Source organism: Microvirga flavescens (assembly GCF_003290125.1).
Lineage (GTDB): Bacteria > Pseudomonadota > Alphaproteobacteria > Rhizobiales > Beijerinckiaceae > Microvirga > Microvirga flavescens.
The window spans coordinates 445,015-458,250 of record NZ_QMKH01000002.1; the positions used below are offsets into that span (position 1 = coordinate 445,015).

Here is a 13,236-nt window from a genome sequence, read left to right on the forward strand (position 1 = left end):
CCCTCGGGGAAATCTATGCCCAGTTTCCCCGGGACAGACCCGCGCAACAATGATCTATTTTGCGCGGGACTGGTGCATGAAATGCACCTATTGGCCTGGCAGGTTCATGACCTCCTTGAACCAGCCCCGCAGCTTCACGACATCCGGATCGTCCCAGCGTGCCTTTGAGGCGATGACGTAATAAGCGCCGAGCTCAATGTCGGTCGCGCCGATCTCCACCAGCCGCCCGGCGGCGAGATCGTCGGCAACGAGCACCTCGTTGGCGATGGCAACACCCTGCCCAAGCCGCGCCGCCTCGATGGTGAGATGCGCGTGCCAGAGGTGCGGCCCATGAAGGTTGGGAACGTCACGCAGGCCCGCTCGCCGCAGCCACACGTGCCATTGCGAGGTGGATTCCTCATGCACCAGCGGCAGCCTCAAAGCCTCTTCGACATTGGAGCTGTCGATATGGTGGCGCGCGAGAAAGGCGGGGCTCGCGACGGGAAAGACACGAGGCCTTGCGAGAATTTCGGCCCGCAACCCATCCGCGATGTGATCGTCTTCGAGATAAGCGATTTCGACGTCCGCCTCGCCCCGCAGCAATTGCGGGCGCGTGAGCGTCGGACGAAGAATAATCTCGCACTCGGGCAGAACGGTTTCGAGATCGGAGAGGCGCGGCATCAGGCGCAAGGTCGCGAGGCCCGGAATACACCAGATTTCGAGGCTGCGCCTCTGCCCACGTTTCAGTTCAGCGGTGGCGCGGGCAATCTGGTCAAAGGCCTGCCGGATCTGGGCATGGTAGCGCGCGCCTTCCTCCGTCAGAACGAGCCCCCGCCCCTGTGGGCGAAAGAGCGTCAGGCCGAGCCGGGCCTCCAGGTTATGAATATGGCGCGAGATAACCGTGTGGCTGACCGCCAATTCCTCGCTCGCCGCGCGCAGGCTCCCGGCCCGCCCGACGGCATCGAAGGCGCGCAGCGCAATCAGGGGCGGCAGACGGCCTGGCATTTCGAGCGGTTCCATTTCGACTGGTACTGGCAGGCTTATACAAGAAACTGCAATATGGTTGTCATAATTTCTGTTCATGGAACATGACGCCCCTCACAGCGCTTTTCAGCGCAACCGGAGTGTCTCGATGACCAAGAAAGCGAAGACCAAGCTGCCCAAGACCGTAGCTGGCGTGAAAATCCCCAAGACCGTTCGCCAGGGCGATTTGTTGGAAGGGCTGCTGAATTCCGATACCGGCCGCAAGGTCCTCGCCGATGCCTTGCTGGCGGCTGCCAACGCGGCGGCGGGCGTGCTCAACAGCCAGCGTCCCAAGGTGAAAAAGATCGCCCAGGCCGCCGAGGACGCGGTGAAGGACGTCATCGTCGTCGCCTCCGGCCTGATCGAAGACGCTCTTCCCAAGAAGAAGGCCCCCAAGGCCAAGAGCACCAAGAAAGCCAAGAAGGCCGAAAAGGCGGCTACACCCAAGGCCGCCAAGAAGCGCGCTAGCAAGAAGGCTCCGGCTGAGGCCAGCACGAAAGCTCCGGCGGCAGTCTGAGGCGCTTTTCGCATCTTTTCGAAAGCCCAAAAAGAAGAAGGGCGGCTTTTTCAAGCCGCCCTTTTCGTTTGCCGAGCTTGCGGGGGATCAGGCGATCTTGCCGCCGCCCTGCTTGGTAACGACGAGAACGGACGGACGCGGGGGCAGGTTGTCCTTGAAGTCCGGCCAGCGGGTCGCCGGCTTGTCGTAGCTCGCGGGAGCGCCTTCTTCCGCCTCGCCGGGATGCTGAACCGCAAGGAAAAGCGTTTCGTCATTCGGCGTGAAGAAGGGGCCGCACATTTCCGCGCCGGCCGGCACGCGGAAGAAGTGCTTTGAGGTGCCGCGCATCTCGCCTTCCGTCTCCAGCGCCCACAGGCCGTCAGCGCGTCCGGTGGCCTTGGCGTTGTTGCCGTCGGTCGCGATCCACAGGCGGCCCTGGCTGTCGACGGCGCAATTGTCCGGCATGCCGAACCAGCCGTTCTTCGTCGTCTCCGACGAGAAAGTGGCGCCCACCGAAGCGACGGAAGGATCGCCGCACTTCACCAGCACTTCCCAGGTGAAGGCCTTGGCAGCATGATCCCCGCCTTCGGGAAGCATCTCGACGATGTGACCGAATGCGTTGTTCGCGCGTGGGTTCGCGGCATCGACCTGATCGTCCTTGCGGCGCGTGTTGTTGGTCAACATCACATAGACGCGGTTCGTCGCCGGGTTCGCCTCGATATCTTCCGGACGGTCCATCTTCGTGGCGCCGAGAAGATCCGCCGCGCGGCGCGTCTCGATCAACACGTCCGCCTGGCTCTTGAAGCCGTTCGCCTCCGTCAACGGACCCTGGCCGTGCACAAGCGGAAGCCACGTGCCGGTGCCGTCGGCGTTGTACTTCGCCACGTAGAGAACGCCGCTGTCGAGCAGGTTGAAGTTGGCGGCGCGGTTGGCGGGATCGACCTTGCCGGCAGTGACGAACTTGTAGACGTAGTCGAAGCGCTCGTCATCACCGAGATACATCACATAGTGACCGTCGCGGCTCACGATGCCGGCAGCGCCCTCGTGCTTCGTGCGGCCGAGCGCCGTGCGCTTCTTCGGCACGGCATTCGCGTCGAAAGGATCAATCTCGACAACCCAGCCGAAGCGGTTGGCCTCGTTCGGCTCCTTCACGATGTCGAAGCGGTCGTAGAACTTGCCCCACGCATAAGCGGGAGAGCCGATACCGTAGCGCTTGTAGTTCTTCGCCTCGGCATGATCGTCGGCGAGCTTGCCCCAAAAATAGCCGTTGAAGTTTTCCTCGCAGCTGAGCCACGTGCCCCAAGGGGTGACGCCGCCGGCGCAATTATTGACCATGCCGTTCACTTTGCGGCCGCTTGCGTCGGCAGTAGTCTTCATGCGGTCATGGCCTGCCGCCGGGCCTGTGATCTCGATCGGCGTCTCGGCGGTGATGCGGCGGTTGTACTTCGAGTCCTTCACCAGCTGCCACTTGCCGTTCTGACGCTTGATCTCGACGACCGCGCCACCATGAGCCGCCATCTCGATATCGACGAGATCCTTGGTCATGCCGGCGAAGTTGACATCCTTCATGTCCTGCACGCCGACGCCGGGGAACATCAGTTCCTCATTGGTGTATTCGTGGTTGACGACGAGGAGGCCGTGGTCGCTCGATCCGTTGAGCGGAATGTAGCCGACGAAGTCGCTGTTGTAGCCGAACTGGCGGCGCTGCTTTTCGGCGCTCTGCGCGGCAGGGTCGAATTCCGGCGCATCGGGGAAGATCGGGTCGCCCCAGCGCAGCAGGATCTGTGCGTCATAACCTTCGGCGACGTGGTGGGTATGATCGACACCCGCTTCGATTTCCTTGAAGTTGAAAGAAGCTCCGCGGCCCTTCGTGGCTACTGGCGGATTCGCCGCAAGCGCGCGGTTTCCAACCGTCGCGGAAATCGCGGCAACGGCAAGCGATCCCTTCAACAAATCACGGCGGTTGAAGCGCGCCGCAATCACCTCGCCCATCGTGAGGTTCTGCGAAGGATTGATGCCCTTGTCGCCGGAATCTTCCAGATCGCTGGCGCGAAGGCGAATTTCATGCTCGTTCATTTCTCTCTCCCTTGAGATGGGAGGAACCCTAGAACGACTCTATGTAAGCTCGGTGACAGTCTCGGCGCAATCGAAGTGCGATATGCCATCCCGCGACAGAATCTCGCCCGTTGCGGATTGCGCCGTGCGGATGTTAGAGAAAAATTGCCTCGCACTTTCGCGCCAAGTAAAGCTCTCGCCATAGGCGCGGCACCGCGAACGCGAAATCTCAAGCGCGGCCAGCGCCGCTTTCTGAAGATCGTTGTCGAGTACGCCGCAACCTGAACCCTCGATCACATCGAGCGGCCCGGTGACGGGAAAGGCGGCGACAGGAAGGCCAGAGGCCAACGCTTCGAGCAGCACGATGCCGAAAGTGTCGGTGAGACTTGGGAACACGAACACATCCGCGGAGGCGTAGATTTCAGCCAAGGCTTCGCCGGTCCGTGCGCCGAGAAAAAGCGCGCTCTTGTACTTCGCCTGCAATTCCTGCCGCGCCGGCCCGTCGCCGACAACGACCTTCGTGCCCGGCAGATCGAGTGAGAGAAACGCCTCGATGTTCTTCTCAACAGCAACGCGGCCCACATAGAGAAAGACCGGACCCGGCACATCGAGTACGCGCGTCTCACGCGGGCGGAAAAGCTCGGTATCGACGCCGCGCGTCCAGCGCCTGATATGCTGGAAGCCCCGCTCCCTCAACTGCCGCTCGAGAGAAGGCGTGCTGACCATCGTAACAGAAGCCGACGCATGGAAGCGCCGCAGAACGCGATAGGTCCAATCCTCAGGAACCGGGACGCGCGCGGAGACGTATTCGGGAAAGCGCGTGTGATAGCTTGTCGTAAACGTCCTTCCCATCCGCAGGCAAGCCTGGCGCGTGGCAAAGCCGATGGGGCCTTCGGTGGCGATATGCACATGAGTCGGTACTTCCTCGCGCAAGACGCGCTCCACCATCCCGGGCAGAACAAGCGACAAGCGAATTTCGCCATAGCCCGGCATAGGCACCGAGCGGAAACGTTGCGGCGTGAGAAAGGAAACCTGCGCATCGAAATGCGGCGCCTGCTGCGCCATGTATTCGAGAGAGCGCACGACCCCGTTGATTTGCGGATGCCACGCATCCGTTGCGATCATCAAGCGCATCAGGCCGCCTGCCTTGTCGGTTGCGACACGAGGGCCCGCACCTGCGACGCCGGAAGAGCTTTTCCGTCGAGCCAGCGGACGATTTCGAGCGTTCCGTCATAATGCTCGACAACCGCTGTGCAGGACTCGACCCAGTCGCCGGTGTTCACATAGCGAATGCCGAACGTGTCATGAAGCGCGGCGTGATGGATGTGACCGCAGATCACGCCATCCACCTCCTGCCGCTTCGCTTCGGAGGAGAGAAAATCCTCGAACTGGCTGATGAAATTGACGGCATTCTTGACCTTTAATTTCGCCCAGGCCGAGAGCGACCAATAAGTCAGACCCATGCGGCGGCGAACGAGATTGAGATAGGTGTTGACGAACAGCGCCGTGGTGTAGGCCCAGTCGCCAAGCAGCGCGAGCCAGCGAGCGTGGCGCACGACGAGATCGAACTGATCGCCGTGGATCACAAGATAACGCTTGCCGTCCGCCGCTTCGTGGATGGCCTGATCGACCAACTCGATTCCGCCGAAATGGCTGCCGATATAATCGCGCATGAACTCGTCATGATTGCCGGGAATGTAGATGAGCCGCGTTCCCTTGCGCACCTTGCGCAGGAGCTTCTGCACCACGTCGTTGTGGGCCTGCGGCCAATACCAGCCCGACCTCAGACGCCAGCCATCGATAATGTCACCGACGAGATAGATGACATCCGCATCGTATTCCTTGAGGAAATCGAGAAGATGCCCCGCTTGGCATCCCTTGGTGCCAAGATGAATGTCGGACAGAAAAAGCGTCCGCACGCGCGTCACTTCAAGATCCTGAAGCACGGAATTACCTCGCTGATCTTTTGCGAGGACTAAAGGCGATTCGCTGCTTCAGTTTGATGACATGAATTTTACATCCATGTGACAGAGGGGGCGCGCAGCTAGGTTGGTGCGAACACCAGCGCGACATCCTTGTCGCTTAAGATGCGGTATTCCCCTGCCTGCAGATCGTCGGGCAGCGTCAGCCCACCGATACGATCGCGATGCAAAGCCGTGACGTGGTTGCCGACGGCAGCGAACATGCGGCGCACCTGATGGTAACGCCCTTCCGTCAGCGTCACGTAAGCGCTCGTCGGAGACAGCGTTTCCATCTGCACCGGCAGGAGCGGCTTGTCCTCGCCTTCGAGCATCAAAGTGCCCGCAGCAAAAATGCCCGCCTCATCACCGCGCAGCGGGCGATCAAGCGTTACGCGGTATCGCTTGGCGACATGATGACGTGGCGAAATCACCTTGTGCAGCAAGGCTCCGTCATCCGTCAGCAAGAGGAGACCGGAGGTTTCCTTGTCGAGCCGACCGATGGTCGAGATCGCCGGATCGCGCCGCCGCCAGCGTTCGGGCAGAAGCCCATAGACAAGCGGCCCCGCCTCCTTGTGCGAGCATGTCACGCCAAGGGGCTTGTGCAGCATCAGCGCCAATCCCGGCGGCGGATCGAGTGGCTCGTCGTCGACGCGCATGCGCTCGGAGAGATCGGGCGTGATGGCGATGCGTTGATCGGCATCCTCGATCTCGACGCCGTCGAGCGTCACCGCGCCCGCGCGGGCCAGTTGCTGGATCTCGCGGCGCGAGCCGTAGCCCAGATTGGCGAGAAGCCTGTCGAGCCGCAAAGTCGTGACGCCCTTGCTCATCTTTGTGCCTCGTAGATCTTGTAACCCTCGGCCTCGACCGTCAGCGTCACGCGCTTGAAATGCTCTTTCAACAACGCCTCGTAAGGCAAATGCCGGTTGGCGACGAGCCAGCAAACGCCGCCCGGACGCAATGCTTCAGCGGCCCTGCGGATGAAGCTTTGTCCCAGGCTCCGATCCTCGGCCCCACCATCATGGAAAGGAGGATTCATCACGACGAAATCGAGGCCCGTCACTTGCGTGCCGGATTTGCGGATGTCGGCCCATGAGACGGACACACGCGGATCATCGAGATTGCGCCGCGCGGCTTCGACGGACCGGCGGTCGATATCGATCGCTGTCAGACGCTGCACCTTGGGCGATGCCAGAACGGCACGCGAAAGATAGCCGATGCCGCACCCAAGATCCGCGCCGTTTCCGGCAAGCTGCGGCAAGTGCCGCACGAGAAGCGCGCTTCCCGGATCGATGCGGTTCCAGCTGAACGCGCCCGGTTGCGTCCACAAGCCGAGCGCCTCATCAAACCGGGGAGCCCCCTCGGCAAGCGCCTCTTCGAGCCCCGTCAGCACCGCCGGGCGTTCACAGGTGCAGATGCGATAATGCCGCCGCGCCGTTTCGCTGACCGTGCAGCCGAAACCGGCGAGCTCCTTCCCGAGTCGCGATCCGCCCTTGTCCTTGGGCGCAAGCACGGTGAACGGCGCGCCGGGAGCCAAGGCCTTCAAGGCAAGGGCGAGCGTGTAACGCCGTTCGACGGTGCCAGGCGGCCCCAGCACGATCATCCCGCCAAGAGTATCCTCGTCGCATTCCTCGAGCTTTTCCGACCTGGGCATAAGCGGCGAGAACTGGATCGCGCCCAAAGGCACGTCCACCAGCTCCCCAGGCGGAACCCCATAGATCCCCTCAGACCGTCCTTGCTCCACCACTCAACCCACGCGCGTTTCGTTGCTCGCGTTCCTATCGCCATGAGGCGCGGAAGGTAAGTCGCATTTTGAGATGCATGGCACGCAGCACACGCGTCGTGACGAGCCTTTGCCCGGCAGATCTTGTAATGTTTTGTTTTGAAGGAAGATGGCGCGCCCGAAAGGATTCGAACCTCTGACCCCCAGATTCGTAGTCTGGTGCTCTATCCAGCTGAGCTACGGGCGCCCTCGGCAGCTGCTTTTTGAGAGGCAGCGTTGTGCGGAGGCCGGTCACTTAGAGCTTTCTGCGGCTCTTGGCAACCCTCTTCGTGCACTCCTTTTCAAACATCGCCCCCCACCGCGTCCCGGTCGGGGATCGTGAAGCGGAACGAGGCGCCAAGGGGCGTATCGGCGAGGGCGACGGTTCCGCCGTGCAAATTCACCAGTTCGGCGGCAATGGCGAGGCCAAGGCCGGTGCCGCCGGCCTGTGTGGAGCTTTGAAAGACCCCGAAAATATTTTCGCGCACGCGCTCGGGCACGCCCGGCCCGTTATCCTCGACGAGGACCTCGACCTCGTGTCCCTGGCGATTCGCCCGCACGGTGATTTTCGGCGGGCCGTCGGTCGCCCCGGCCTGACGCAGGGCCTGCACCGCGTTGCGGATGAGGTTCACGAGGATGCGCGTGAGCTGCTCCCGGTCGGCGTCGATCGTGAGGTCGTCGGGCACGTCGATGGTGAAGGCAATGCCGGCCTCCGGGGCGAGATGGGTGAGATCGGCAAGGTCCTCGACGACGGGCCTTAAGGCGATTCGGTGGCGCTGGGGCAGATGCTCCGTGGCGCGGCCATAGGCCAGCGTCGCCTCGCAGAAGGCGCTCGCCCGGTCGAGGGTCGCCACGAGGCGGGGCGCCACCCTTTGCACGGTGGCGTCGTTCACCCTGTCGAGACGCTCCGTAAGAAGGTGCGCCGTGGTGAGCATGTTGCGCAGTTCATGGTTGATCTTGCTGACCGCGAGGCCGAGTTCGGCAAGCCGCCTCTTCTGGCGCAGTTCGCCAGCGAGGGTGGCCTCCATCTGCGCCAGCGCCTGTTCCGCCACGCCGATCTCGTCCGAGCGGCCGGTGGGCCGGATCACGCGGGCGGCATCCTCCGGACGGCTGGCGAAGGAGGCGATATTGCCCGAGAGCCGCCGCACGGGCCGCACGATCACCCATTGCAAGGCGAAATAAAGCAGGCTCACGATCACGCCGGCGACGATGAGGGAGAGAAGCAGGATCTCCCGCGAGAAATCGAGCATCGCCGAGCGCAAGGGCCGCTCGTCGAAGATCATCTCGACGAAATCGACCCCCATGCCGGGGCCGATGACGCGAATCGGCTTGTCCGCCGGGACGAGCAGGGTTTCAAGAGTATCGCGGCCAAGCTGCACCCAGCTCGATTGGCGCAAGTCCACCGTCTTGCTGACCTCAGGCGGGACGTCTCCGGCGGCCAGAAGCCTTCGCCGGCCGCCGCCGCGCACCGCGACGGCCCGCGCGCCCACGCCTTCGAGAAGGCGCATTTCGAGATCTTCCGAGAGGCTCCCTTCGGGTGCGGCCTCGAGAACGAGAGCCGCGATCTGGGCCGCGGCGAGGCGGTCGTTCAGCCAGTTGATGCGATAGCTCGCGACGGAAGGCAGATAGACCAGCACCACGGCGACCATGACGAACGCCACGGTCAGAACGAGCAGCCGCCCCGAAAGGCCGAAACGGCCCGACAAGCGGTGGATGATGGGGCCAGAGCCTTGCATCCCGATCCTATCCAAAGATCCGCGCCAGGCCGATGAAGCGGCGCACCCAGGGACTCTGCGTGGTGGGCTTCACGAATTCGACCGCCGCCCGCTTCGTCACCTCCGAAAAGGTGGGGTAAGGGAAAACGAGACCGGCGAGGTCGGATATCTTGAGATTATGGGCGATGGCAAGCGTCCAGGGAGAGATCAGCTCGCCCGCATGCGCGCCCACGATAGCACAGCCGAGCACCTGCCCACGCGGCGTGGCGATAGCCTTGATGAAACCCTCGGTCGCGTGCTCCGCCCGGGCCCTGTCGTTCTCGGCCAAGGGCCAGCGGAGAATGCGGATGGTGCGGTAGATGGCCCTCGCCTCCTCCTCCGACAGGCCGACTATCGCCAGTTCGGGATCGGTCTGGATCACGCGCGGTATCGGGATGTTGTCGATACTGACCGGGAGATGAAACAGGGCGTTGCGGAGGACGAGACCCGCCTGATGGTTCGCCACATGGCTCAAATGCCCGGCCCGCGCCGCGCCGCCCGCACAATCGCCAATGGCATAGACTCTGTGGTTCGAGGTCTTGAGGCCGCGATCCACAACGATTCCCGAATCATCGGTTTTGATCCGCGCCGCCTCAAGGCCGAGGCTCTCCGTCACGGGCCGGCGCTCTGTCACGACAAGCAGGTGGCTGCCCGCAATCGAAAGGCCGTCACCCGGATGCAGCAAGAGCCCTCCCCCTGAAACGGCTTCCACCTTCTCCGCACCAGACCCGAGCCGCAGGGTGACCCCATCGGCCTCAAGGGCGCGGGCGATGACCGCCGCCATTTCCGGGTCTTCCTGTGGAAGAATCCGGCTTGCCGCATCGACCAGCGTCACCCGCGCGCCCAGCCGCCGGAAGGCCTGCGCAAACTCCACCGCATACGCGCCCGCACCAAGGACAATCAGGTGCTCCGGGGCCTCCGCGAGGTCGAAGATCGTATCGGTCGTCAAATGCGGCACGCCGTCGAGGCCGGGAATCGTCGGCTCCTCGGGCCGGGAGCCCGTGGCGAGGATGAAATGGCGGGCCTTGATCTCAAAGCCTCCGGCCACGACCGTCGCGGCGTCGATGAAACGGCCCGGCGCGTGGATGACCCGCGCGCCGATCGCCGTGAACCGCTCCGTGGAATTCAACGGCTCGATCCTCTCCACCACACCCCGCACATGCGCCATCACCCTCGAGAAATCCGTTGCCTCGCCTTTCGTCTCAAGGCCGAACCGGGAAGCCTCGCGGATCGCATGAAGGCGGTGGGCCGCGGCAAGCAGGGCCGTTGAGGGCACACAGCCCCGGTTGAGGTAGGCTCCCCCCATCCGGTCCTGCTCGACAAGCACGGCCGACACGCCGAAGGACGCGGCGATGGCCGCGGCGGACAGGCCGCCCGCGCCCGCCCCGATCACGCACAAATCCGGCTTCAGCAATTCGGTCACGACAGCGATCCCCCGTGCGCCTTGGCCCTCTCTTATGTTATGTAGCGCCCGGGAAGGGGTGCGTCACACCCCGCCCGCGGGAAAGAAAAGCGGCGGCGGGCGAGAGCGGCGTTGACTTTGCCGCCCGCTTCCGTCATAAGCCGCGGGCTGACAGCGCTCGTCTCGGGCGCTGATCTTTTTTGCAAACAGTTTCGGGGTTTCCCCCCAAAGAATCCAAGACAGGCGCGGGTCCTGAGAGCTCGGCCTGCCATGTGACCGGAGAAGTGCCGTGAAAAGGACGTATCAACCGAGCAAGCTGGTTCGCAAGCGCCGCCACGGCTTCCGTGCGCGTATGGCGACCAAGGGCGGCCGCAAGGTCATTGCAGCTCGCCGCGCCCACGGTCGCAAGCGCCTTTCGGCGTAAGCGACGGGGAGGCCTGTCCGTGCGCGACCATCGCGCAGAATCGGTCGGGCGCCTGACGAAAAGACCTGACTTCGTCGCGGCGGCCTCTGGCCGCCGCTTTCATACGGAGCGTATGACGGTCCAGGGCCGCCCGCGCGAGGATATCGGCCTTGGCCTGCGTGTCGGGCTGACCGTGACCAAAAGGGTCGGCCACGCCACCGAGCGCAACCGGATCAAGCGGCGACTACGGGCCGCCTGCCGGGTTGCCGGGGCGGAACACGCCGCCGTCAATGCCGATATCGTGGTGATCGGACGCCGCGACATTCTGACCGCTGACTACACGCTCCTCATCGAGGATCTTCAGCGGGCGCTTCGGGTCGTGACGAAACCGAAAGGCCCGCAATCCGGGGACCGTTCCCGGCCCCCCTCCTCCCCACCCACCGACGCTGAACGTCGCGGAAGCACCAATGCGCCAGGACAATAAGAACCTCATCATCGCCATCGCCATGTCGGTGCTGATCCTTCTCGGTTGGCAGTATTTCTACGCCACGCCGCAGGCGGAAAAGCAGCGCCAGGCCCAGCTTGCGCAGCAACAGCAGCAGCAGTCGCAGAGCGCTCAGCCGGGTCAGCCCGCGACGCAGAGCGCCGCTCCGGCAGGCTCCGCTCCCAATGCTGCCGCCGCTCCCGTGGCGGAAAGCCGTGAGGCGGCACTGGCCCGCTCGCCCCGCGTGAAGATTTCGACCCCCGCGATTTCAGGCTCCATCAGCCTGCGCGGTGCGCGCGTCGACGATGTCTCCCTCAACAACTACCGGGAGACGGTGGACCCCAAGAGCCCGAACATCGTGCTCTTCTCGCCCTCCGGCGCGCCGCATGCCTATTACGCGGAATTCGGCTGGGTCGGCGCTGCCGCCGGCGCCCTGCCGGGCCCGGACACGCTCTGGACCGCGGACAAGACCACCCTCACCCCCGACGCGCCTGTGACGCTGACCTGGGACAACGGCCAGGGGCTCGTGTTCCGCCGCGCCATCAGCGTGGACAACAACTTCATGTTCACCCTGAAGGACACGGTGGAGAACCGCGGCAGCGCTCCCGTGACCCTGAACGCCTATGGCCTCGTCTCCCGCCACGGACGGCCCGTAACCCTCGGCTATATGGTGCTGCACGAGGGCCTGATCGGCGTTCTCGGCGATCAGGGCTTGCAGGAAATCACCTACGCCAACCTGGAAAAGGAAAGCCCGCTTCCCGGCCAGGCGGCCATCGGCAAGGCCTGGAGCAGCGTGACCGGCGGCTTTGTCGGCATCACCGACAAGTATTGGGCAGCGACCGTCGTGCCGGATCAGGCGCAGCCCTACCAGGGCTCCTTCACAGTCCGCACCACGCCCGCGAACGTCATCTATCAGGCCAACACTCTCGGTGAGGGCAAGACGATCCAGCCCGGCGCATCGGTTGAAGCAACGCAGCGTCTCTTTGCGGGCGCGAAGGAAGTCGCCGTGGTGGATGGCTACAGCGACAATCTTGGCATCCTGAAATTCGACCGCCTGATCGACTGGGGCTGGTTCTATTTCATCACCAAGCGCCTCTTCATGGTGCTCGACTTCTTCTACAAGCTCGTCGGCAACTTCGGCGTGGCGATCCTCATCGTCACCGTGCTCCTGAAGATCCTGTTCCTGCCGCTCGCCAACAAGTCCTACGCCTCGATGGCGAAGATGAAGGCGGTGCAGCCGGAGATGACCGCGATCCGCGAGCGCTATGCGGACGACCGCGTGAAGCAGCAGCAGGCGCTGATGGAGCTTTACAAGAAGGAGAAGATCAATCCCGTCGCCGGCTGCTGGCCGGTGGCGATCCAGATCCCGGTCTTCTTCGCGCTCTACAAGGTGCTGTTCGTCACCATCGAAATGCGCCACGCGCCGTTCTTCGGCTGGATCCGCGATCTCGCGGCGCCCGATCCGACGACGGTCTTCAACCTGTTCGGGCTCCTGCCTTTCGATCCCGGCACAGTCCCCGGCATCGGTCACTTCCTGCTGCTCGGCGCCTGGCCGCTCATCATGGGCATCACCATGTGGCTGCAGATGAAGATGAACCCCGCTCCGCCGGACCCGGTGCAGCAGAAGGTCTTCGCCTGGATGCCGGTGATTTTCACCTTCATGCTCGGCTCGTTCCCCGCCGGCCTCGTGATCTACTGGGCGTGGAACAACCTGCTCTCGGTGATCCAGCAGGGCTTCATCATGCGCCGCAACGGCGTGAAGGTGGAGCTGTGGGACAACCTGCGCGGCACCTTCAGCCGCAAGGCTCCGGCCAAGAGCTGATACTGGCCAAAAGCATTTTCAAGAAAAGTGGCCTCCACTTTTCGTGAAGAAAATGCGTTCAATCAGAAAGGCAGAGCAAAATTTCGATCCAGAATGAT

General features: G+C 63.4%; 12 protein-coding genes and 1 tRNA gene. 4 read left to right on the forward strand and 9 right to left on the reverse strand.

What is annotated here, in order from left to right; all coding sequences use genetic code 11:
• Positions 1–87 precede the first annotated feature (87 nt).
• Positions 88–984 (reverse strand): LysR substrate-binding domain-containing protein, encoded by an 897-nt coding sequence (locus tag DQW91_RS06895; RefSeq protein WP_112662954.1) that lies wholly within the window; start codon positions 982–984, stop codon positions 88–90.
• Between the two features lie 127 nt (positions 985–1,111).
• Between DQW91_RS06895 and DQW91_RS06900 the strand changes: the two genes are divergently transcribed.
• Positions 1,112–1,519 (forward strand): hypothetical protein, encoded by a 408-nt coding sequence (locus tag DQW91_RS06900; protein ID WP_157961364.1) that lies wholly within the window; start codon positions 1,112–1,114, stop codon positions 1,517–1,519.
• Between the two features lie 87 nt (positions 1,520–1,606).
• On the opposite strand, the gene DQW91_RS06905 is transcribed toward DQW91_RS06900, so the two are convergent.
• From DQW91_RS06905 to DQW91_RS06940, 8 genes are all read right to left on the reverse strand, one after another.
• Positions 1,607–3,574 carry a PhoX family protein gene (locus DQW91_RS06905; RefSeq protein ID WP_112662837.1) on the reverse strand — a complete coding sequence of 656 codons (1,968 nt, stop codon included), beginning with the start codon at positions 3,572–3,574 and terminating at the stop codon, positions 1,607–1,609.
• Between the two features lie 39 nt (positions 3,575–3,613).
• Positions 3,614–4,687 (reverse strand): glycosyltransferase family 4 protein, encoded by a 1,074-nt coding sequence (locus DQW91_RS06910; protein ID WP_112662838.1) that lies wholly within the window; start codon positions 4,685–4,687, stop codon positions 3,614–3,616.
• Positions 4,687–5,499, reverse strand: coding sequence for a UDP-2,3-diacylglucosamine diphosphatase (locus DQW91_RS06915; protein ID WP_112662839.1), 813 nt, complete (start codon positions 5,497–5,499; stop codon positions 4,687–4,689). The genes DQW91_RS06910 and DQW91_RS06915 overlap by 1 nt, the downstream gene beginning before the upstream one ends.
• A gap of 98 nt (positions 5,500–5,597) precedes the next feature.
• Complete coding sequence (locus DQW91_RS06920) at positions 5,598–6,341, reverse strand: pseudouridine synthase (protein ID WP_112662840.1); 744 nt, start codon at positions 6,339–6,341, stop codon at positions 5,598–5,600.
• Positions 6,338–7,204, reverse strand: a complete 867-nt coding sequence (locus DQW91_RS06925) for a class I SAM-dependent methyltransferase (protein ID WP_245410931.1) — start codon at positions 7,202–7,204, stop codon at positions 6,338–6,340. Before DQW91_RS06925 ends, DQW91_RS06920 begins: the two co-directional genes overlap by 4 nt.
• A 200-nt stretch (positions 7,205–7,404) precedes the next feature.
• Positions 7,405–7,481, reverse strand: a tRNA-Arg gene (locus DQW91_RS06930).
• 94 nt (positions 7,482–7,575) lie between these two features.
• Positions 7,576–9,009, reverse strand: a complete 1,434-nt coding sequence (locus tag DQW91_RS06935; protein ID WP_112662841.1) for a sensor histidine kinase — start codon at positions 9,007–9,009, stop codon at positions 7,576–7,578.
• A gap of 7 nt (positions 9,010–9,016) precedes the next feature.
• Positions 9,017–10,450, reverse strand: a complete 1,434-nt coding sequence (locus DQW91_RS06940; RefSeq protein ID WP_245410932.1) for a dihydrolipoyl dehydrogenase family protein — start codon at positions 10,448–10,450, stop codon at positions 9,017–9,019.
• A 268-nt stretch (positions 10,451–10,718) separates the two neighbouring features.
• On the opposite strand from DQW91_RS06940, the gene rpmH reads away from it, so the two are divergent.
• The 3 genes from rpmH to yidC are packed head-to-tail and all read left to right on the forward strand — an operon-like array spanning position 10,719 to position 13,138.
• Positions 10,719–10,853 (forward strand): 50S ribosomal protein L34, encoded by a 135-nt coding sequence (gene rpmH, locus DQW91_RS06945; protein ID WP_027314822.1) that lies wholly within the window; start codon positions 10,719–10,721, stop codon positions 10,851–10,853.
• Positions 10,854–10,872: 19 nt separating this feature from the next.
• Complete coding sequence (gene rnpA / locus DQW91_RS06950; protein WP_112662842.1) at positions 10,873–11,316, forward strand: ribonuclease P protein component; 444 nt, start codon at positions 10,873–10,875, stop codon at positions 11,314–11,316.
• On the forward strand, positions 11,300–13,138 hold the full coding sequence (yidC, locus tag DQW91_RS06955) for a membrane protein insertase YidC (RefSeq protein WP_112662843.1): 1,839 nt from the start codon (positions 11,300–11,302) through the stop codon (positions 13,136–13,138). Before rnpA ends, yidC begins: the two co-directional genes overlap by 17 nt.
• Positions 13,139–13,236: the final 98 nt, after the last annotated feature.